Origin of the sequence: Phenylobacterium sp., from assembly GCF_041919955.1 — a bacterium.
Lineage (GTDB): Bacteria > Pseudomonadota > Alphaproteobacteria > Caulobacterales > Caulobacteraceae > Phenylobacterium.
Window position 1 is genome coordinate 215,239 of the sequence record NZ_JAYRSU010000001.1, and the last position, 21,054, is coordinate 236,292.

The window sequence follows — 21,054 nt, forward strand, 5'->3', positions numbered from 1 at the left end:
GGACCGCCCCATGGCAAAGCCGAAGTCGCAGGATCGCGCCCGCCGCTTCGACCCGATCACGGGCATGGCGGTGCTTTGCTTCCTGGCTGCGGTCGGCTTCGCGGCCGTGCCGGCGTTCAACGCCGGCCCCGCCACGCGGGCTGGCGTCATGCTGCTGATCGGCCTGTTCGGCGTCGCGTGTCTGGGACTCTTCGCCCTGCGCAGCTCGACCGAGACGGTCGTCGCCAGCGAGCCCGGCGCGGACCAGGTGGTCGACGCCCTGGCCGAACCTGCCGCCATCGCCGCCGCGGACGGCCGCATTCATGCGGCCAACGCCGCCTGGCGGGCGCTGCTGGGCGCTGCTGCGCGCCTGCCCAAGGGCGGTCCCTCTGCGGCCAGTCTGTTCTCGGCGCTGACCGCCGCGCGCCGCGGGGAGACGGCTCAGGCCTCGATCCGCAACAACGGATCGGAGCATTCGGCCACCGTCGCGCCGCTGGGCGAGCGCCGGTTCCTGGTGCGCCTGAACGAGCCTGCCCAGCTGGCCCTGCCGTCCGCGGCGGCCGAAGTGCTGCAGGCCTTCAATAACGCCAGTCCGCCGCCGCCCAAGGTATTGGACGCCTTCGCCGCGGCCTCGCCCTTCGGCGCGGCGCTGCTGGATGGCGAGGACCCGTTCACGGCGACCATTCTCGAGGCCAACCCGGCCCTGTCGGCTGTGGCCGGCGGCGGCGCGGCCGGCGGCGTTTTCGGCGATCTCATAGATGCGGCCTCGCGGGCCGACGCCGCCTTGAAGCTGGCCGAGGGCCATGTGGGCGCGCTGGAGGTCCGACTGGCTCATGACCGCGCGCGCATCGCGCACCTGTACCTCTCCAAGAGCAGCGGCCGCTGGGTGGCCTATCTGGTCGACGTCTCCGAGCAGAAGCAGATCGAGCTGCAGCTGTCGCAAAGCCAGAAGATGCAGGCGATCGGCCAGTTGGCCGGCGGCGTCGCCCACGACTTCAACAACCTGCTCACTGCGATCTTCTTCCAGCTCGACGTGCTTGCTCAGCGCCATCCGGTGGGCGATCCGTCCTACGAGGGGCTGAACGAGATCCGTTCGACCTCGACGCGCGCCGCGGACCTTGTGCGCAAGCTGCTGGCCTTCTCGCGCAAGCAGACCGTCCAGCGCGAGACCCTGGACCTGGGCGAACTGATCAGCGAGTCCGAGGTGCTGCTGCGCCGCGTGCTCTACGAGGATGTGAAGCTCGAGACCGAGTACGGCCGCAATCTGCCGCACGTGCGCGCCGACCGCAGCCAGATCGAGACCGCGGTGATGAACCTCGCCGTCAACGCGCGCGACGCCGTCCGCGCCCATGGCGGGGGCGTGGTGCGCATCCGTCTGGCGCGCCTGACCGAGGATGAGGCGCATGCGGCCGGCTATCCGGCGGCGCGCGGCGATCACGCCCTGATCGAGGTCTCGGACGACGGTCCTGGCATCCCCCCGGAGGTGATGGACAAGATCTTCGACCCGTTCTTCACCACCAAGCCGGTGGGCGAGGGGACGGGGCTGGGCCTGGCGACAGTCTACGGCATCGTCAAGCAGTCGGACGGGTGGATCAGCGTCGCCTCCAAGCCGGGCGAGGGCGCCGCTTTCCGAATCTTCCTTCCGGTGCACGTGCCCAGCGCCACGGCCCCCGCGCCGACGCCCATGACCGCCAAGGCGCCGCCCAAGGCCCGCGATCTGTCAGGCGCCGGCCGCATCCTGTTCGTCGAGGACGAGGACGCGGTGCGCGGCGTCGCCGCCAAGTTGCTGCGTGCTCGCGGCTACGAGGTGATCGAGGCGGGCTCGGGCGAGGAGGCGCTGGAACTGGCCGAGCAGCACGCCGGTGAGATCGACCTGATGATCTCCGACGTCGTCATGCCTGGCATGCAGGGCCCGGATCTGCTCAAGCACGCGCGGCAATACCTGGCCGGCGCGCCGGTGATGTTCATCTCGGGCTATGCCGAGGCGGAGTTCTCCAACCTGCTGGAAGGCGAGGAGAACGTTTCGTTTCTGCCCAAGCCGATCGACATCAAAACCCTGGCCGAACGGGTAAAGCAGGAACTTCAAAAGGCCGCGTAGCGTTTGGCGCGGATTGGCCTGGGCGGGGGCGTCAATGCTAAGCGTCGGACATGCAGGGACTTGAACGCGAGATCGCAACCCGTCTGAACCAGACGGTCACGTCGGACGAGAACGTCCTTCACAAATTCATCGACGCGGCCGGCGACCTCGCCGTGAACCTCGTCGTGGCGGTGATCATCCTCACCGTCACCTGGTGGGCGGCGAGCTGGGCCTCGCGCCTGGTGCGCAGGCTGATCGCGCGGGTGCATGGCGGCGGACCGCCGGACGTGACGCTTCAGGGCTTCGCCGGGTCGGCGGCGCGCTACCTGGTGATGATCGTCGGCCTGATCGCCGTGCTCCAGCAGCTGGGGGTTCAGGCGACGTCGATCCTGGCGGTGCTGGGCGCAGCCTCGCTGGCCATCGGCCTGGCCCTGCAAGGCACGCTCAGCAATGTCGCCGCCGGCGTCATGCTGCTGCTGTTCCGCCCTTATCGCGTGGGCGACGTGATCGAGGTCTCGGGCCGCACTGGCACGGTCCGTTCCCTGGACCTGTTCATTACCGAGCTGACGACTCCGGACAACCTCAAGGTCGTGCTGCCCAATGGCAAGATTTTCGGCGATGTGATCGTGAACCTCAGCTATCACAGCCGCCGCCGCGCCGACGCTATTGTGAAGGTCGACGTCAAGCGCGACCTGAACGCGCTGATGACCGCCCTCCAAGCCCGCGCAGCGGCCAACCCGCTGGTGCTGCCCGACCCGCCGCCGGTGGTGGAGGTCACCTCCATGTCGGAAGTGTTCGTCGAGCTGACGGTCCGTGCATGGGCCGAGGCCGGCGACGTCGCGACCGTCAAGGCCGACCTGATGCTGGCCGGGCGGCTCATCGCCGATGGGGCAGAGACCAACCTGCCGACCCTGCCAAAGCCTAAGGAACCGGCCAGGACGCAGGCCAAGCGCAAGCGCCCGACCCTGCGCGACCGGCTGAAGGCGCCGGACTAGGCTCCGGCGAGCAGCGCGCGCGCCGCCCAGACTCCGGTGGCGAAGCAGGCCTGCAGCAGGTAGCCGCCGGTCGGGGCTTCCCAGTCCAGCATCTCGCCGACCGCCTGGACGCCAGGGATCTTGTGCAGCCTGAGGCCCCCGTCGACCTCGGACCAGGCCAGTCCGCCGGCGGTGGAGATGGCGCGAGCGAGGGGCCGCGGTGCGGTCAGCCTGACCGGAGCCGCCTTGATCGCCCGGGCAAGCGCTCCAGGGTCCCGGGGCAGGGCCATGCCGCAGGCCTCGCGCAGCAGGTTGGCCTCGATGGGCGAGAGGCCAGCGGCCTTGCGCAGCAGGCTGGCGCTGGACTGGCCGGGCGCGGCGCGATGCAGGCGGTCGGTCAGCTTGGCGCGGGTCAGGTCTGGAGCAAGGTCGATCTCGACCACCGCCTCGTCACCGGCCTCGATCCTCGCCCGCAGGGCCGAGGACAGGGCGTAGACCGCGCCGCCCTCCAGGCCGTAGGCGGCGATCATCGCCTCGCCGCGCACGGTTCGACCCTGGAAGCTCAGGGCGATGTTCTTCAGCGGCTGGCCGGCGAAGCGCCCGGCGAAGACGGAGCTCCAGGCGGCGTCGAAGCCGCTGTTGGCCGGGGCGAACGGCGCGACCTCGACACCGCGCTGGGCCAGCATCGCCGACCAGTCGCCGTTCGACCCCAGCTTCGGCCAACTTGCGCCGCCCAGGGCCAGGATCACGGCGTCGGCGCTTGCCGAGACTGCGCCGTCCGGCGTCCCGAACGACAACGCGCCGTCGGCGCTCCAACCGCGCCAATCGTGACGCAGGTGGAAGGTCACGCCCTGGCCGGCCAGCCGCGCCAGCCATGCGCGCAGCAGCGGCGAGGCCTTCAGGCTGCGCGGAAAGACCCGGCCGCTGGAGCCGACGAAGGTCTCTTGGCCTAGTCCCTGGGCCCAGGCGGTGAGGTCGCTGGGGCTGAACGCTTCGATCATCGGCGCGAGCTGCTCGGCGGCCGGACCATAGCGCGAGACGAACGCGTCGAGCGGCTCGGAGTGGGTGAGGTTCAATCCGCCACGGCCGGCCATCAGGAACTTGCGGCCCAGGCTGGGCATGCGGTCGTAGACGCTCACCGTCCGCCCGGCGGCGCTGAGGACCTCGGCGGCGATCAGGCCGGCCGGGCCGCCGCCGATGATCGCGACGGATGAGGGCGCGTTGGTCATGTCCGCCTGAGACGCCGGTTGCCGGCAAATGTCCAGCCTGCGGTCGTCAGCCGACGAAAACCTGGAGGCTCGGACCCAGCCCGAAGGCCGCCCAATCGGGCGCGCGGGCGAGATCGGCCACTACCTCGGCTATGGCTTCGGACTGCAAGATACTGATGTGGTCGAGATCCAGCGCCTCGGCGTGGATCGCATGACATCGCGCGGGCGAGGCGCCGTCATATCGGGCGTGATGGAACTCCGCGAAATCGCCGCGGGCGCGGGCGACGAGATCGTTCGACGGCTCGGCGACGATGCCGTCGTGAGGACGGGGCATTTTCTTGATCGCACCCATGGCCAGGCCCGCCTTGCGCATCGGAGTCTTGGCCTCGCGCCAATAGCGGTTCGGGTGGAAGTACAGCGCCGGGACGCTGCCGTAGCGCTTGTCCTGGACCGCAGCCTGGACGTCGGCGCGCAGACTCCGCCCGCGCATGATCGGATCGACCTCGGCCAGTTGCCGCACGCCCGGGCAGTGGGCGATGGGTGAGACCAACCGTTTGCCGCCTTCGACCGTGTCCTGGGCGAGGGGACCGAGCTGGGCGGGGGTCAGGGCGCCACGGTTGGGCGTAGCGAGCGTGAGGACCGTACGGACCTTGGCCGGCGCGTGATCGGCCACCGCAAGTCGGGCGATCAGGCCTCCCATGCTGTAGCCGACCAGAGTGATGTGGCGGTGGCGACGCAGGTCGGCGAGCTGGGCGGCCAGCTGCGCGCCGCTGGTGGCCAACGGCTGCTTCCAATCATAGTCGAAGATCGCGATGTCGACCTCCGGCGCATGAGCAGCGACCAGATCGGCGAAGCCATAGAGGCCTCGTGCTGTCTGGGTGATGCCGTGGGCGAAGACCAGGATGTGCGGCGCATCCTGCGTGCGCCGGAAGACGAGGCGGGGCGGCTTGTCCATCACACCTCTCCGATCAGGTTCTGGACTTGCGGCTGTTGTTCGGCCAGCCCCTCGTCATACGCGCTGAACCCGCCCCATTGCTCGTCGGCGGCGTAGCGCTGGGGCGATATTTCGCCCTGGACTTCCATACCCTCGAGGACGACGGCGGCGCGGCTCTCGGGGCGCGCTGCGGAAGGGCCCGGACCGATCGCCGACGGCGCCTTGGCCTCTTCCGGGTCGGCCTCGTCGATGGCGTCGCCTTGCAGGACGCCGATGCGGATCGCCTGCGCGCTCTCCGACGCCAGGAAGCCGCCGATGTCCATGCGCAGCCAGCGTCCGCCGGCGGGCAGCGGCCCGCCGACCGCAAAGCCCTGATGCAGTGCGTTGGCTCGATCCAAGGCGAAGGCGGTGGTGACGCCGGCCGTCTCGCCCCCGGCGCGCCAGGCCAGGTGCAGGAACTCGCGGGGGCGGCCGAGGAGATCAAGGCCGCTGGACGGCGCTGGCCCTGCTTGAAGCGGTACGGCCTGTGAAACGCCATGGACCTCGAAGGCCGGGTCGATCGTGTAGGCGGCCTCGAAATCCGCGCCGAGGTCGCTGGTGAGGCTCATCCCCGCCGTCCGCGGGGCGCGGAAGCTATCGCCCTTCAAGGCGGCCGACACGACCATCGCCTCCCCGCGCGGCGGCAGCTGCGCAATGGGCGCGGCCTCGTTCAGCAAGGTTAGGATGCGGCCGAGAGGTCCGTCCGTTCGCGGGCTGCGGGCGACCAGGGCGGCGGTGAGATAGTACAGCCGCCGGCGCAGGTGCGGCTGGCGGGCCAGGACCGCGGCGTCGTCGCTGCGGATGTATCGCCCGAGCAGGAGCGCCGCCGCATTGGTGTCGACATTCACGGGAGCGTCGGCGGCGAAGGCAAGGTCGGTCGCGGCGTTGAGGGCGAGCAGCAGGCCGAAGATCTCGAGGTCGGTCTCGGACCGACGGGCCTCGGTTTCGGCGAAGCGCGGATGGGGCTGGATGCTGACGCTCAGCGACCGCAGGTCTTCCACCGCCTGGTCGTCGACTTCGGACGGACGCCAGGACTCGAAGACGATGTTGCGCAGGGGGACTTGGGTGCTCCGCGCACGCCGGGCGCGCAGGACCGCTGCGGTCTGATGGCCGACCAGGGACCAGCGGCACCAGGGCGCATCGACGACATAGGCGTCGATGGCCGCCTGGATCTCGGCTGTGCGAGCGTCGTCACCGGAATGCTCCAGGTCCACGTCGCTGGCGAACGGGGTCAGGTCGACCAGGGTCCGCGACAGGCGCCGGTCGTGCCAGAGCGCCATGGCCAGACGAGATGCTGCGCCGCCGAACAACCGGAAACGCACATTGAACTCACGGCCGACGGTCTCCAGGCCCGCGAAGGCGGGCAGGTCGTAGAGCGTGTAGGACCAGGGTCTGGCCATATGTCCCCTCGACTATGGGCGTTGCGACGAACCTATGGCGCGAAGCTTGACCGCGCCTTGACGCCCCAATGGCCGTTCTCACAGGTGATGACGTAGATCGAGTTGAAGCCGCCGATGACGCCTCCGTCCTTGCGGTAGCGGGTGAAGCGGGTGTCTAGGTGCACCTTGTCCGGCCCGGCGTGGATCACTTCGCGCCGTTCCCAGGCCGAATGGTCCCATTCGGAGAGCGCGCCGCGCTCGAACATCTCGGCGCGGTGATAGCCGGGCTCGATCAGCGTCAGGGTGTTGGACGCCAGCCGCACGCTCGGGAAGTTGAAGGTTGCGTCGAAGGCGGCGACGTCGCGGGCGTTGAATGCTGTCATGAAGGCGTCGGTGACGGCCATGGCCGCGGCGATTTCGGTCTTGTAGGCGCTCATCGTGCTTCTCCCTGGCGGATAGATTGCCTGCGGCCCTTGCGCCCCGAAAGCCGATTTCGGCGTTGCAAGGCTTGCGGTTATGCGCTGCTTGGCCTTTATGGCGCGCCCCGCGCTCTTTTTGTGTGTGGCGCGCACCTCAAGGACGACCATGGCCTTCCCCGACATTCATCCCGCCTTGGCGCGCGCGCTCGCGAGCCAGGGCTACTCCGAACCGACGCCGGTCCAGGCGGCGGTGCTGGCCGACGAGACCGCCGGTCGCGACCTGCTGGTCTCGGCCCAGACCGGTTCGGGCAAGACAGTCGCCTTCGGTCTGGCCGCCGGCCCGACGCTGCTGGAGGACGCCGACCGGTTCGGCGCGCCTGGCGCGCCCCTGGCCCTGGCCATCGCGCCCACTCGGGAGTTGGCCATGCAGGTCGCCCGCGAACTCGGCTGGCTCTATGCCGAGGCGGGAGCGAAGGTGGAGACCTGCGTCGGCGGCATGGATCCGCGCCGGGAACAGCGCGCCCTGGCGGCCGGCTGCCACATCCTGGTGGGCACGCCGGGTCGTCTGAAGGATCACCTGGAACGGGGCAACCTCGATCTGTCGAACCTGCGCGTGCTGGTCCTCGACGAGGCCGATGAGATGCTCGACATGGGCTTCCGGGAAGACCTGGAAGAGATCCTCGACTCCTCGCCGGTCAACCGCCGGACCCTTCTGTTCTCGGCGACCATCGCCAAGGATATCGCCGCACTGGCCAAGCGCTATCAGCGCGACGCCCTGCGCATCGACACCGTGCGCCGCGACGAGCCGCACGGCGATATCGAGTACCGCGCGATCCGGGTAGCGCCGAACGAGGTGGAGTTGGCGGTGGTCAACGTGCTGCGCTTCTTCGAGGCGCCGGGAGCCCTGGTGTTCTGCAACACGCGCGACGGCGTGCGGCACATGCATGCGGCCCTGCGTGAGCGCGGCTTTGCGGTGGTCGGCCTGTCGGGCGAGCTCGGTCAGCGCGAGCGGACCGAAGCGCTGCAGTCGCTGCGCGACGGTCATGCGCGGGTTTGCGTCGCCACCGACGTCGCGGCGCGCGGTCTCGACCTGCCCGATCTCGGCCTGGTGATCCACGCCGACCTGCCGATCAACAAGCCGGCCTTGCTGCACCGTTCGGGCCGTACCGGCCGGGCCGGCAAGAAGGGAACCTCGGTCCTGCTGGTGCCCTACACCCGCCGCCGCAAGGCCGAGCAGCTGCTGGCTTCGGCCGGCGTCGAGGTGCAGTGGCAGGGGCCGCCGACCGCCGACGAGATCCGCGCCAAGGATCAGGCGCGCATGCTGGAGGACCCGATCCTCACCGAGGCGCCCGCCGAGGAAGACCTGGCCCTGGCCCGCCTGGTGCTCCAGAATCGCAGCGCCGAGCAGGTGGCTGCGGCGTTGATGCGCCTGTATCGCCAGCGGCTACCCTCGCCGGAAGAGCTCTACGACGATGCGCGCATGCGCGACGCTCAGGAGCGCGACCGCGACCGCCCGCGTCGCGAGCACGGCGAGCCGGCCTTCGGCAAGCCTGAGCGCATGAGCGCCGACGAGGTCAGCTGGTTCCGCATCACAGTCGGTCGCGCGAAGAACGCCGACCCCAAGTGGCTGATCCCGATGATCTGCCGCCTGGGCCACGTGACCAAGAAGGAAATCGGCTCGATCCGCATCTTCGACCGCGAAACCAAGTTCGAGATCGCCAAGACCGCCGAGGCCAAGTTCGCCGAAGCTGTCCGGGCGACGGTCGACGACGACATCAAGATCGAGCCGTCGAGCCCTCCCGGCTCGGCGCCCGGCAAGGGCGGACCGCATCGCAAGGGGCCGGCGGGAGATGGCCGCCCGCCATTCCGCAAGCCCTTCAAGGGGCCGCCGGGCGCCCCGGGGCCGAAGTCGGGCAAGCCGCCGTGGAAGAAGGCGGCCGGCGACAAGCGACCCAAGGGTCGGTGATCCAAGGCCTTCTGCGGCCACATTCACAGCGCTAGCTTGAGTTAGGCGGAGCCAACGCGCGATCCCGGCGTTGTCTGGCTTCGTCGGAAGAGCAGGCGAGAGCGGATGACCGAGCTCGTAGAAGACAGGCGACGCAGGACCGTTCGCATCATCGCGCGGTGGATTCCGACCGCCCTGCTGGTCGCCGCGACGGTTGCGCTCTACGCCAGCGGCCTCGCCAAGGAGATTTCGCTGGACAGCGTCCAGGCCAACGAAATCCACCTGCGTCACGAGGTGGCCGCCGCGCCGGCCATCGCCCTGGCCGTCTTCGTCGCGCTCTATGCGCTGGCGACCGCCGCTTTCGTGCCCGTGGGCCTGGTGCTGATGCTGGCGGGCGGCTTCCTGTTCGGACCTCTGGTCGGGGCCGGGGCGACGGTGGTCGGTTCGACCCTCGGCGCGGTGATGGCCTACCTGGCCGCCCGGTTCGCCGCCGGGGACCGGGTGAGGCGGTTCCTCGCGCGCAGCCGATGGCGCGGCCTAATGGACGGTTTCGAGCGGGCGCCTTTCAGATACCTGCTGACCCTGCGCCTGGTCCCGCTCAGTCCCTTCGGGCTCGTCAACATCGCCGCCGGCTGCGCACGCGCGCCGTTTCGCGCCTATGTCGCGGCCACCCTCGTCGGCGCCGTCCCGTATTCGCTGGTCTACAGCTATCTCGGCGCCGGGTTGGGGCGTGCGTTCCTGCGGAGCCGAGAGCCGGACGCCAGCGTGCTGCTGCGGCCTGAGGTCGGGCTGCCGCTGCTGGCGCTGGGCGCGCTCAGCCTGATCTCGATCCGCTTCAAGCGGTCCTCCGCATAGACGCCTGCGTGCGGCCGGCCCATGATCGCCGGATCAGGGAAGGGAAGCCGTCATGCCGATCAATCGCCAGTGGGTGCTGCGTCGCCGTCCGGAGGGCGAGGTCGGGCCGGACGATCTGGAGCTGGTGGAGACGCTCACCCCAGAGCTTAACGACGGCGAGGTGCTGATCCGCACGCTGTACCTCTCCCTGGACCCGACCAACCGCATCTGGATGAGCGATCAGGTCCAATATCTGCCGCCGGTGAAGATCGGCGATGTGATGCGCGGCGGGGTGATCGGGGTGGTGGAGCGCTCTCGCGCCGCCAGCTTGCCGGAAGGCACCATCGTCAATCCCGGCCTGGGCGGCTGGCAGGACTACATCGTCGCCTCGGAGGGCGTGGCGCGCCGGGTGCCCCACCTGTCCGGCGTGCCGCTGACCGCGCATATGAGCGTGCTGGGCGCAACCGGCATGACCGCCTATTTCGGCCTGATGGACATCGGCAGGCCGCAGCCGGGCGAGACGGTGGTGGTCTCGGCCGCGGCCGGAGCGGTGGGCTCGATCGTCGGGCAGTTGGCCAAGCTGAAGGGCTGCCGTGTGATCGGCATCGCGGGAGGGCCGCAGAAATGCCGCTGGCTGACCCACGACCTCGGGTTCGATGGGGCGATCGACTACAAGTCCCAGGATGTCGCGGCCGAACTGGCCCGGCTCGCGCCCAATGGCGTCGACATCAATTTCGAGAACGTCGGCGGAAAGGTCATGGACGCGGTCGTCGGCCAGATGAACACTTTCAGCCGCATGCCGCTATGCGGGATGATCTCGACCTACAACAGCGAGACTGCGCCAGGGCCGAGCGACTTCGGCCGCGTGCTGATGCATCGCATCCTGATCAAGGGCTTTATCGTCATCGACTATCTGCCGCGGGCCGCCGAAGCGCTGGCCGAGCTGGCGCCGCTGGTGGCTTCGCACCAGCTCAAGTGGAAGGCGCATGTGGTCGACGGGCTGGAGAACGCCCTCGACGCCATGGGCCGGCTGTTCACCGGCGACCATGACGGAAAGCTGCTGGTTCGGGTCTCGCCCGAACCTTAGGCTGCGCGCGGCAGGCTCCGGATCTCGCGGAAGGACACCAGTCGCTGGCCCGCCTCGTCCCAAAGCGCCAAGCGGGCGTTCCGGAAGCTTTCCCACAGGCCGATGCGGCTGACGCCGTGCAGTTCGGGGTGATCCTTCAGCACCTGCGGCAGCCGGTAGAACGGGATGCGGCTGGACAGGTGGTGGACGTGGTGGATGCCGATGTTGGCGGTCAGCCAGCGCAGCGGCTGGGGCAGGTCATAGTGCGAGCTGCCGTGCAGGGCCGCATCGTCGCGCTTCCAGTCCTTATTGCGCGCCCAGGCCACACCCTCGAACTGGTGCTGTACGAAGAACAGCCAGACGCCGATGGTCGCGGCGACCACCATGGTCGTGAAATTGACCAGGATGACGGGCGCGACGCCCAGCAGCCACATCATCAGGCCGAGCGCCGCAGCGACCACGGCGGTGTTGCCGAGCGTGGAGACCCAGGGGCGCCAGCCTTCATTCATCAGACCGATCGGAATGCGCTGCTGCAGGAAGAAAACGAAGGTCGGGCCGAGGCCGAACATCACCGCCGGGTTGCGATAGAGCCGGTAGCCGAGGCGCTTGAGCGGCGGCAAGGCGAGGTATTCCTCGACGGTCAGCATCTCGATGACGCCCAGCCCGCGGCGGTCGAGATTGCCCGATGTGGCGTGATGCATCGCGTGGGTGCGCCGCCAGTAGTCGTAGGGCGTCAGCGTGAAGAGGCCGATGATGCGGCCGGTCCAGTCGTTCGCCGCCTTGGCCTCGAAGAACGAGCCGTGGCCGCAGTCGTGCTGGATCATGAACAGGCGGACCAGGAACGCCGCCGACGGCAGGGCGATCAGCAGGGCCAGCCACCACAGGCCGGCGTGGAACGCGACCCAGCCCAACGCCCACAGCGCGATCAGCGCCGTGCCGGTCAAGGCGAGCTCGAAGATGCTGCGGCCCAGATGCGGGCGCTTGTAGTCGGTGAGCCGGCGGCTCCAGTCGGCGGGCTTGGGATCGGTCACGTAGAAGGTCCGGTCAGCGGGTAGATATACCTGCAGGCAGAATGCGGCGCCTCTGCGACAGGCGATTGAACAGGCGCGATCCCATTACGGAGATTTAACACGCCGCGCCATGGCCATCTCTTGCCGCAGGCGCGAGGCTCCCCATAGGGTCCGCGTCACAATGTGACGAGTCTGGGAGGGGCGATACATGCAAAGCCGCCGTCAACTGCTTCTGTCCGCCGGCGCGATGGTCGCGCTGGCCGGGTGCGCGACCAAGCCCGCGGCCGTTGTAGCCCCCCCGGCCCCTGCGCCGCCGCCCGCCCCTCCGGCGCCCAGCGCCAGCGACCAGCTCACCGCCTTCCTCGACAAGATCTTCGACCAGGCCCTGGACGACAGCCCGCAGCTGGTCACGGGTCTGGGGCTCGACAAGGGCGCGCGGGCCTCGGCCAAGCTGCACCTGGACGACGCTTCACTGGCCGACAAGGCCAAGGACCGAGCGCTGAACACCGAGCAACTCACGGCGCTGAAGGCCATCGACCGCAGCCAGCTGACCGGCATGGCGGGCGTCAATTACGATAGTGTGCTGTTCAACCTGGAGACCGCCGAGGCGGCCAACCGGCGCTTCGACTACGGCTATCTCGGCGCCGGCCAGCCCTACATGATCTCGCAGCTCACAGGCTCTTACCAGTCAACGCCAGACTGGCTCGACAACCAGCACCGGATCGAGACCAAGGAGGACGCCGACGCCTATCTGTCGCGCTTGGCCGACTTCGGCACGGTCATCGACCAGGAGGTGGAGCGCGCCCGTAAGGATATCGGCGCCGGTGTGATCCCGCCGGACTTCATCATCAAGCGCGCCCTGCCGCAGATGCAGGGCATGCTGGTCAAGCCCGAGGCCTCCAGCCTGGTCGCCTCGGTCGCGCGGCGCGCCAAGGAGAAAGGCATCGCCGGGGATTATGCCGGTCAGGCCGCCAAGATCTACGGCGAGAAGGTCGCCCCCGCCTTGGAGCGCCAGATCGCGCTCTTCAAGGAGATCCAGGGCAAGGCCTGGCACGACGCTGGCATATGGCGCCAACCGGACGGCGAGGCCTATTACGAGCACGCCCTGCACGGCTCCACCACGACCCGCCTGACGGCGGACGAGATCCACAACATCGGGCTGGAACAGGCCAAGGCGCTGCAGGCGCGGGCCGACGAACTGCTGAAAGGCCAGGGCCTGACCAAGGGCGGCGTCGGCGAGCGCATCCAGGCGCTCTACAAGGACAAGCGCTATCACTACCCGAATACCGACCCGGGCAAGGAAAAGCTGATCGCCGATCTGATGGAGCTGGTGGCGGCCACCAGCAAGCGCCTGCCCGAGTACTTCGGCACGCTGCCCAAGGCGCCGCTGCAGATCAAGCGCGTGCCCAAGGCCATCGAGGCCGCCGCGCCCGGCGGCTACTACAACCAGCCCAGCCTCGACGGTACACGGCCTGGAATCTACTGGCTGAACCTGCGCGACACGGCCGAATATCCGAAATGGGCCCTGCCGACGATCACCTATCACGAGGGCGTCCCCGGCCATCACCTGCAGCTGACGCTGCAGCAGGAGGCGGACCTTCCGATGATCCGGCGGGCGACCTTCCTGTCGGCCTATGGCGAGGGGTGGGCGCTCTATTCCGAAGAACTCGCCCGCGAGATGGGCGTCTATCAAGGCGATCCGCGTGGGGAGATCGGCTACATCCAGTCCTCGCTGTTCCGCGCCGCGCGGCTGGTGGTCGACACTGGGATGCACGCCAAGCGCTGGAGCCGCGAAAAAGCCATCGCGACGATGAACGAGATCAGCGGCACGCCAACCACCGCCTCGACCACCGAGATCGAGCGCTATGTGGTCTGGCCGGGCCAAGCCTGCAGCTACATGGTCGGCAAGCTGGAATGGCTGCGCCTGCGGGCCAAGGTGAAGGCGGCGTTGGGCGACCGCTTCGACATCCGCAAGTTCCACGATGCGGGCCTGCTGTCCGGCGCCATGCCGCTGACCGTGCTCGAAATGGTCATGGACCAGCATATCGCTGCGATGAAGGGCTAGGCGAAGATGGATCGCCGGACGTTCCTGGCTTCGGCCGCCGCCCTGGCCGCAACCCCGGCTCTCGCCCAGACTGCCGCCGCCGAAGACGCCAAGCTGCGGGCGCTGTTCGACCAGTTCTTCGACGAAGGGCTGGCGGACTCGCCCGAGGCGGTCACCCGGCTGGGGCTCGACAAGGGCGCGCGGGCGGCGGCGAAGTCGCAGCTGGACGATGCGTCCGCTGCAGCGATGGCGCGTGAGAAGACCCGCGCGGTCGATCACCAGAAACGCTTGGCGGCCATCGACCGCGCGGCCCTGTCGGACCGTGACAAGCCTAACTACGACGCGGTGAAGTTCACCGGCGACCTGGAGGTCGAGGCGAACGGCAAGTTCGCCTATGGCGCGCCCGGCGCGGGCCGGCCTTACGTCCTCTCGCAGCTCACCGGCGCCTACCAGGACATCCCGGATTTCCTGGGCTCCCAGCACGGCGTCGAGACCACCCAGGACGCCGAGGCTTATCTGTCCCGACTGGCCGCCTTCGGGACGGTCATGGACCAGGAGCTGGAGCGGGCGCGGCGCGACGTCGGGGCTGGCGTCGTCCCGCCGGACTTCATCGTCGAGCGCAGCCTGGGGCAGATGCGCGGCCTGAAGACCGATCCGTCCGCCTCGCCGCTGGTGAGCTCGCTTGCAAAACGCACGGCCGAGAAGGGGCTTGCGGGCGACTGGGCGGGCCGGGCGGCGAAAATCTACGCCGACGCGGTGGTTCCGGCGCTCGACCGTCAGATCGCCCACATGGAGGGCCTGAAGGGGCGGGCGACCCACGACGCTGGTTGCTGGAAGCTGCCGGACGGCGAGGAGTACTATCGCTTGTCGCTGAAAGGCTCGACGACCACGACGCTCTCAGCCGAGGAGATCCATCAGCTCGGCCTGGAACAGGCGCGCCAGCTCGGGGCGCGGGCCGAGATGCTGCTGAAGGGGCTGGGCTACACCAAGGGCACGGTGGGCGAGCGCATCGCCGCGCTCTTCAAGGCCCCCGACCAGCTCTATCCGAACACCGACGCGGCCAAGGAAGAGCTGATCGCGCACCTCAACGACCTGGTGAAGGCGATGCAGGCGCGGCTGCCGCAGGCGTTCGGCGCGCTGCCCAAGGCGCCGGTCGAGATCCGCCGGGTGCCGAAGTTCATCGAGGCCGGTGCGCCCGGCGGCTACTACAACCGGCCGGCCTTGGACGGCTCGCGGCCCGGCATCTACTGGATCAATCTGCGCGACACCGCGGAGAACCCGAAGTGGACGCTCAAGACCCTGACCTATCACGAGGCGATCCCGGGCCATCACCTGCAACGTTCGCTGCAGCAGGAGGCGGACTTGCCGATGCTGCGGCGGATCGCCGGCTTCCCGGCCTATAGCGAAGGCTGGGCGCTCTATTCCGAAGAGCTGGCCAAGGAGATGGATGTCTACGCCGGCGATCCGCTGGGCGAGCTGGGGATGCTCCAGGCTGCGTTGTTCCGCTCCGCGCGGCTGGTGGTCGACACGGGCCTGCACGCCAAGCGCTGGACCCGCGAAAAGGCGATCGAGACCATGACCTCTATCGACGGCTCACCGCCCACCTCGGCCGCGACCGAGATCGAGCGCTATTGCGTCTGGCCTGGGCAAGCGTGCAGTTACATGGTCGGCAAGCTGACTTGGCTACGTATTCGGGCGAAGGCCAAGGCGGCGCTGGGGGCGAAGTTCGACATCCGCCGCTTCCACGACGCGGCGCTGCTGTCTGGGGCCATGCCGCTGGCCGTGCTCGAAAGCGTGATCGACCGCTACGTAGCGAGCGCGCGCGGCTGACGCGGCGCTCAGCCCCAGCTGTCCACCGCGCCGACGCGCCGGGCGGCCGGACGCGCGGAGACGCCCGACGATACGGCGGCGGGCTTGAAGTCGGGCTTGTCCCCGGCCGCGCCGTAGAGCCAGCCCTGGGCGTAGTCGACGCCGGCGCGACGCACCGCGTCCTCGGCCTGGGCGTTCTCGACCATCTCGGCGATGGTCTTGACCTTCAGCTCGGCGCACATGCGCACAAGGTGGCGGATGAAGGTGCTTTCGCGTCCGCCATGCTGCAGCTCGCGGATGAACCGCCCGTCGATCTTCACGATGTCCAGGGTCAGCTGCTGCAGATAGGCAAGGGATGCGGCGCCGGCCCCGAAGTCGTCGAGGCAGACCACGCAGCCTTCCTGGCGTAGGGCCGACAGGTGGCGGTCAGCGAGGGCCAGGTCGTCGATGGCCGCGCTCTCGGTGATCTCCAGCAGCAGCCGGCCGGCGGCCGCAGGCGACTTAGCCAGCATCTGGCGGACGGCGACGACGAAAGCCGGGCTGACGATGGTGCGGCCCGAGACGTTGGCCGCCAACTTCAGATGCGGCTCGGCGACCAGGCGGGCGATGGTCTGTTCGACCACGGCGATGTCGAGAGGCTCGATCATGTCGAGCTCCTCGGCCATGCGGATCATCGGGTAGGGGCTGGCGCTGTCGCCAAAGCGGACCAGCACCTCGTAATGGTGCAGAGCCGAGCCGGCCTTCAGGTCGACCACCGGCTGGAACACCAGGTTGAAGCGCCCGTCATTGACGGCTGCACCCAGGACGCCGACCTCGGAGAGGGTCTTCTTGATCGAACGGTCGACCACGTCGCTGAAGTCGAGCGGGCCGTCGGAGGCCAGGCCGTCGGCGATGAAGGAATCCAGCGAGTAGCGGATCGCACGGGCGAGTTGGCTGGGGCTCGCCTCGGTTTGCAGCGCCATGAGCTGGCCGCGGCCGCTGACCATGGCCGGATCGGTGGTGACCATGGCGATCAGCCGCTGGACCAGGGCTTCGATCGCGTCGCCCTTGGGCCGCACCAGCGCGAAACGATCGGCGCCGAGTTCGGCCGCCGCCGAGCCGCCGTGTGACTGTGAGCGCAGAGCGCCGATCAGACGTCGCTCGAGCGCTTGCGCGGCCTCCGGACCCAGGCGCTCGCGCAGGGCGGCAAGGCCGCCGAATTCCAGAAAGGCCATCTCCAGATCCTGGCCGTTGACCCGCGCGGCCTCGATCAGGTTGACGGCGGCGGCCTCGAAGCCGGACTTGTCGTGCAGGTTGTGGACGACCTTTCCGCTGGCGCGGCTCAAAGCGCACGAGATCGCCCCGCCGTTGCCCGGCATGCGAAACGCCGACATGGACGCCGCACGCTCGATCCCGTCGGTGGACCCGGCCAATCCGACGACCACGGGGCCGCCTCTGCCACCGTCTTTCAGGTCGCCCAGCAGGGCTTCGATCATGGCGCTGTCGCGGACATCGATGAAGTCGCGCCAGGCGCGGCCTACCAGATCCGTCTCGGCCGAACCGGACAGCGCCTCGCTTGCGCCGATCGCCAGGCCGATCCTACCGTCTTGGCTGATTTCCAGAAGCAGATCGGCGCCCGCGAACGCGAAGCCAAGCAGACGCTGAGGGGCAAGCGACAAAGTGCGGTCTCCGAGCGAGAGCCAAAACCTTGTCCTGGCGCGATTAATTTCACGTTGAGAGCAGCGTTCGCCAAAGCGGCGCTCATTGGATAGATTGTCGCACCCTCTGGAGACCCGTCCTTGCGTGAACGCCTGACCGCCCGCGTGCTGCTGTTCGATGTGCAGGGGCGGATCCTGCTGCTGAAGGGCCGCCTGCCGAACCGGCCGATGCACACCTCGTCCTGGTTCACGGTCGGGGGCGGGGTCGAACCTGGCGAAACCCTGGAGGCCGCAGCGCTGCGCGAAATCGCCGAGGAGACCGGCTTCGAGGACGTCGAGCTGGGACCTGTGGTCTGGACCCGCGAGGGGCTGGGCGAACTGGTCACCGGCGAGAAGGTGATCTTCAAGGAGCACTACATCGTCGCTTACTGCGGCGGCGGCGAGCCCTCGCGCGAGGGCTGGGAAGACTACGAGACCGACCTGATCGACGACATCCGCTGGTGGGCGCTGGAAGAGATCGTCGTGACGTCCGACCGGGTCTATCCGGAACGCTTCCGCGAACTGATCGGGGCGGTCGCGGCGCGCGACTATCCGGCCTCGCCGCTTGAGATCACCATCGCGCCGACAGTCAGCTAGGCTGTCATCGCAACGCCGCGCACGCGCGATAGGGGAACGCCATGCCGATGATCGCCGTCCTCGCCGCCGCCGCGGCTCTCGCTGCGCCCTGCGACCTGGAAGCGCCGTCCGGGAAGGGCTCCTGTACGCGGGCGGCGGTGGACCGGCTGAAGATCAACGACCTGCAGGCCATCGGCACCCATAATTCCTACAAGCTGGCGATCTCTCCGGCCCAGATGAAGCTGCTGCGCGGGGCTGATCCCAAGCAGGCCGACGCCCTAGACTACGTGCATCCCCCGCTGGTCGAGCAGCTCGACGCCGGGGCGCGGCAACTGGAACTCGACCTGCTGGACGACCCGCAGGGCGGCCGCTACGCCTCGCCGCTGGCGATGAAGATCGCCAATGACCTGCCCTATGATCTGGAGCCCCTGAAGCGTCCCGGCCTGAAGGTCATGCACGCCCAGGACATCGACTACCGCTCGAACTGCCCACTGTTCAGCGTGTGCCTGCAGCAGATCCGCGACTGGTCGAAGGCCCATCCCGATCATGTTCCGCTGCTGATCCTCATCAACCTGAAGGAAGGCGGGCTGAAGCTGCCTGGCGCGGTTCAGGCGCCGGCCTTCGATGCGGCGGCGATGGATCGTGTCGACGCTGAGATCCGTTCGGTCTTTGCGCCGGCCGACCTGATCACGCCCGATGCGATCCAGGGACGGCGCAAGACCCTGCGAGAGGCCGCCCTGGCCGGAGCCTGGCCGACGCTGAAGGCGGCGCGCGGCAAGGTGATGTTCGCGCTCGACGCACCCGAGAACCAGGTGGCGATCTACCGCGGCGCGCGGCGCTCGCTGGAGGGGCGGGCGATGTTCGTGAACATCGAGGAAGCCTCGCCGGCTGCGGCCTACATCACCCTGAACGATCCGAAGGAGCAGGCCGGGCGCATCGCCGCTGCGGTGAAGGCCGGCCTGATCGTGCGCACCCGCGCCGATGCCGACACCGTCGAGGCGCGGACCGACGACCGCAGGCGCCAGAACGCGGCGTTCGCATCGGGCGCCCAGTATGTCTCGACCGACTACATGCGCCCCGACACGCGCCTGGGCCCCTATCAGGCCGCCCTGCCGGGCGGAGGCGTCGCCCGGCGCAATCCTGTTCGCTAGAGCGGCCGCTCGTCCGGATAGCGGGGCAGGTCGTCGGTGATCTCCCACCAGTCGGCCTTGGAGGCGACGTGGAAATGGAAGGCGCGGTCCAGCCGCACGGGGGGATCGAGCGTCCCGGCCCTTAATCTTAACAGTTCGGGCTTGGCTGTCAGTCGGCTGAAGATCGGCGAGCCGCAGCGCCGGCAGAACACTCGCTGCTTGCCCGGAGAGGAGTCGTAGGCCCGCAACTGGTCCTCGCCGCTGAGCAGGCGGAGGTTCTTGGTTTCCAAAGGAATGTTCGAGCCGAAGGCCGAACCCTGGGCCTTGCGGCAATCGCCGCAGTGGCAGAACTGGACAGGCGGAAGCGGCCCGTGGACCTCGAAGCGCACAGCGCGGCAAAGGCAAGAGCCAGCGTGTATTTCCATGGTCTCCACGACCTGAACGTGAACCGTGTCCGGTAAGACCTCGGAAACTAACCAAATGCGTTTACAGGGTCTTGAGATAACGGCGTTATTGGCGGGGCATGTCGCGTTTTTCGATCCATTACGAGGAACCTGCCGAGGGCAAACGAGCGACGAACCGGTGGACTGCGCTACGGGTGTTCGTCTGGACGCTGCTGCTCGCCTCCATCGGCCTCTGGTGTTGGGCCATGCTGGCCGCCTGAAGCTGGCCCGCGACTTGCGCGCACAGGCCTTCGACGGGACCGGATGTCCCGACGGAGGACACCATGCGGTTCACCTTTGCCGAGGCCGAAGAGCCCACCCGCCGTTCGGGCCTGTTCGTCTGGATGCGGCGCTGCTTCGACATGATCGTCGTCGGCGCGATGGTCCTGGCGGTCGCCGAGACGATCTCGTTCCTGCGCCACATGGTCGGCTGACGCCGTCATCGGCCTGTCACATCGGCGTCGCATGACCGGCAGGTCGGAGGGCGTCGTCCATGGGCCAGGCCAGTGCATTCCTTTGGGCCTATGCGTTCGAGGCCGGCGCGGCGCGCCCGCTGAACGATCGTGACCTGGACGAGGCCGTGGCCCGGCGGGCGGGATGGATCTGGACCCACTTCCCGCTGAGCGATCAGCGGGCCCGACTCTATCTCGAAGAACTCGACGACGTGCCGCCATTGGCCCGTGATCTGATCCTGCGGACTGAGCAGCGCGTGCAGATCCAGTTTTCCGGGGCCTGGGCTTTCGGCGTCCTTCCCGATCTCGAGCGCGATCTCGAAGGGCGGCCGACCGGTGCGGGGCGGCTGATGTTCGTCCTGGACGACCGACGCCTGATCACCGCGCGTCGCCAGGCCCTGCGGGTGGTCGACGAGGTACGGCGCGACGCCGAGCGCGGCGAAGGCTTCGCTTCGCCCGCCGACCTCCTCATCCACTTCATCGAACGCTATGTCGATCTGGCCGAGGAGCGGCTGCATGCGGCGGCCGAGGCGCTCGATCATGTCGAGGACCGCATCCTGAACGACTACGACGCGGTCGAGCGGCTGAAGGTCGGGCCGATCCGGCGCAGCCTATCGCGCGATCATCGCGAATATCTCGGCCTGCGCAGCGCCCTGCACAGGGCTTGTGCGCCGCGGTCCGCGCACGGCGTGGCGCACCTTTCGGCGCACCTGCCGCGTCTGACTCAGGAGACCGAGGACCTCGACCGCGAGACGCTCAGCCTGCAGGAGCGCGCGCGCCTGCTGCACGAGGAGATCGACACCCAGATCACCGCAGCGACCAACCGCAGCATGAAGGCGCTGACCGTCATGTCGAGCCTGCTGATTCCGCCGACCCTGATCGTCGGCGCGTTCGGCATGAATCTCGACGGCATTCCCTTCGCCCGATCCCACGCCGGCTTCGCCCTGGCGAGCCTGCTCTGCATGATCGTGGTGGCCGGCGCGTGGTGGCTGCTGCGGCGCATGCGCATCATGTCGTAGGCCGCCTAAAACGCAGGCAGGGCGCGATCCGTCTGCGCCTG

19 protein-coding genes are annotated in these 21,054 nt (G+C 68.7%); 12 read left to right on the forward strand and 7 right to left on the reverse strand.

Annotated elements, in window-relative coordinates; all coding sequences use genetic code 11:
* Nucleotides 1-10: 10 nt before the first annotated feature.
* Both cckA and ACE3T2_RS01050 read left to right on the forward strand, forming a co-directional pair.
* Entirely contained in the window at nt 11-2,077 is a 2,067-nt protein-coding gene (cckA, locus tag ACE3T2_RS01045; protein ID WP_374654049.1) for a cell cycle histidine kinase CckA, read from the forward strand.
* A 50-nt stretch (nt 2,078-2,127) separates the two neighbouring features.
* Entirely contained in the window at nt 2,128-3,051 is a 924-nt protein-coding gene (locus ACE3T2_RS01050; protein ID WP_374653770.1) for a mechanosensitive ion channel family protein, read from the forward strand.
* Here ACE3T2_RS01050 and ACE3T2_RS01055 read toward each other — a convergent pair.
* From ACE3T2_RS01055 to ACE3T2_RS01070, 4 genes are read right to left on the reverse strand one after another with little or no spacing between them, the layout of a single operon-like run.
* Entirely contained in the window at nt 3,048-4,259 is a 1,212-nt protein-coding gene (locus tag ACE3T2_RS01055) for a TIGR03862 family flavoprotein (RefSeq protein WP_374653772.1), read from the reverse strand. The two genes, ACE3T2_RS01050 and ACE3T2_RS01055, sit on opposite strands and share 4 nt — an antisense overlap.
* Nucleotides 4,260-4,305: 46 nt before the next feature.
* Nucleotides 4,306-5,193 (reverse strand): esterase/lipase family protein, encoded by an 888-nt coding sequence (locus ACE3T2_RS01060; protein WP_374653774.1) that lies wholly within the window; start codon nt 5,191-5,193, stop codon nt 4,306-4,308.
* Nucleotides 5,193-6,611: a hypothetical protein gene (locus tag ACE3T2_RS01065; RefSeq protein WP_374653776.1), complete on the reverse strand. Its 1,419-nt coding sequence runs from the start codon at nt 6,609-6,611 to the stop codon at nt 5,193-5,195. The genes ACE3T2_RS01060 and ACE3T2_RS01065 overlap by 1 nt, the downstream gene beginning before the upstream one ends.
* A 32-nt stretch (nt 6,612-6,643) precedes the next feature.
* Nucleotides 6,644-7,027, reverse strand: a complete 384-nt coding sequence (locus ACE3T2_RS01070; RefSeq protein WP_374653778.1) for a hypothetical protein — start codon at nt 7,025-7,027, stop codon at nt 6,644-6,646.
* Between the two features lie 148 nt (nt 7,028-7,175).
* On the opposite strand from ACE3T2_RS01070, the gene ACE3T2_RS01075 reads away from it, so the two are divergent.
* From ACE3T2_RS01075 to ACE3T2_RS01085, 3 genes are all read left to right on the forward strand, one after another.
* Complete coding sequence (locus tag ACE3T2_RS01075) at nt 7,176-8,975, forward strand: DEAD/DEAH box helicase (RefSeq protein WP_374653780.1); 1,800 nt, start codon at nt 7,176-7,178, stop codon at nt 8,973-8,975.
* Between the two features lie 105 nt (nt 8,976-9,080).
* Complete coding sequence (locus tag ACE3T2_RS01080; RefSeq protein WP_374653782.1) at nt 9,081-9,809, forward strand: TVP38/TMEM64 family protein; 729 nt, start codon at nt 9,081-9,083, stop codon at nt 9,807-9,809.
* Nucleotides 9,810-9,861: 52 nt separating this feature from the next.
* Nucleotides 9,862-10,875: an NADP-dependent oxidoreductase gene (locus tag ACE3T2_RS01085; protein ID WP_374653783.1), complete on the forward strand. Its 1,014-nt coding sequence runs from the start codon at nt 9,862-9,864 to the stop codon at nt 10,873-10,875.
* Here ACE3T2_RS01085 and ACE3T2_RS01090 read toward each other — a convergent pair.
* The gene (locus ACE3T2_RS01090; protein WP_374653785.1) at nt 10,872-11,885 is read right to left on the reverse strand and encodes a fatty acid desaturase; all 1,014 of its coding nucleotides are present in this window, start codon (nt 11,883-11,885) and stop codon (nt 10,872-10,874) included. The two genes, ACE3T2_RS01085 and ACE3T2_RS01090, sit on opposite strands and share 4 nt — an antisense overlap.
* A gap of 187 nt (nt 11,886-12,072) precedes the next feature.
* Between ACE3T2_RS01090 and ACE3T2_RS01095 the strand changes: the two genes are divergently transcribed.
* The gene (locus tag ACE3T2_RS01095) at nt 12,073-13,929 is read left to right on the forward strand and encodes a DUF885 family protein (protein ID WP_374653787.1); all 1,857 of its coding nucleotides are present in this window, start codon (nt 12,073-12,075) and stop codon (nt 13,927-13,929) included.
* A 6-nt stretch (nt 13,930-13,935) separates the two neighbouring features.
* Complete coding sequence (locus tag ACE3T2_RS01100; RefSeq protein WP_374653789.1) at nt 13,936-15,738, forward strand: DUF885 family protein; 1,803 nt, start codon at nt 13,936-13,938, stop codon at nt 15,736-15,738.
* Nucleotides 15,739-15,746: 8 nt separating this feature from the next.
* Here ACE3T2_RS01100 and ACE3T2_RS01105 read toward each other — a convergent pair whose 3' ends face one another.
* Nucleotides 15,747-17,375: an EAL domain-containing protein gene (locus ACE3T2_RS01105; RefSeq protein WP_374653791.1), complete on the reverse strand. Its 1,629-nt coding sequence runs from the start codon at nt 17,373-17,375 to the stop codon at nt 15,747-15,749.
* 120 nt (nt 17,376-17,495) lie between these two features.
* On the opposite strand from ACE3T2_RS01105, the gene ACE3T2_RS01110 reads away from it, so the two are divergent.
* Together ACE3T2_RS01110 and ACE3T2_RS01115 are read left to right on the forward strand one after the other, a co-directional pair.
* Entirely contained in the window at nt 17,496-17,990 is a 495-nt protein-coding gene (locus ACE3T2_RS01110; RefSeq protein ID WP_374653793.1) for an NUDIX hydrolase, read from the forward strand.
* Nucleotides 17,991-18,031: 41 nt separating this feature from the next.
* Nucleotides 18,032-19,120 (forward strand): phosphatidylinositol-specific phospholipase C1-like protein, encoded by a 1,089-nt coding sequence (locus ACE3T2_RS01115; protein ID WP_374653795.1) that lies wholly within the window; start codon nt 18,032-18,034, stop codon nt 19,118-19,120.
* On the opposite strand, the gene ACE3T2_RS01120 is transcribed toward ACE3T2_RS01115, so the two are convergent.
* On the reverse strand, nt 19,117-19,524 hold the full coding sequence (locus ACE3T2_RS01120; protein ID WP_374653797.1) for a GFA family protein: 408 nt from the start codon (nt 19,522-19,524) through the stop codon (nt 19,117-19,119). The two genes, ACE3T2_RS01115 and ACE3T2_RS01120, sit on opposite strands and share 4 nt — an antisense overlap.
* Before the next feature lie 98 nt (nt 19,525-19,622).
* Here ACE3T2_RS01120 and ACE3T2_RS01125 point away from each other — a divergent pair, with 98 nt between their 5' ends.
* From ACE3T2_RS01125 to ACE3T2_RS01135, 3 genes are all read left to right on the forward strand, one after another.
* Entirely contained in the window at nt 19,623-19,763 is a 141-nt protein-coding gene (locus ACE3T2_RS01125; RefSeq protein WP_374653799.1) for a hypothetical protein, read from the forward strand.
* Between the two features lie 63 nt (nt 19,764-19,826).
* Complete coding sequence (locus ACE3T2_RS01130) at nt 19,827-19,976, forward strand: hypothetical protein (RefSeq protein ID WP_374653801.1); 150 nt, start codon at nt 19,827-19,829, stop codon at nt 19,974-19,976.
* 59 nt (nt 19,977-20,035) lie between these two features.
* Nucleotides 20,036-21,013 (forward strand): CorA family divalent cation transporter, encoded by a 978-nt coding sequence (locus ACE3T2_RS01135; RefSeq protein WP_374653803.1) that lies wholly within the window; start codon nt 20,036-20,038, stop codon nt 21,011-21,013.
* The last annotated feature ends 41 nt before the right edge of the window (nt 21,014-21,054 follow it).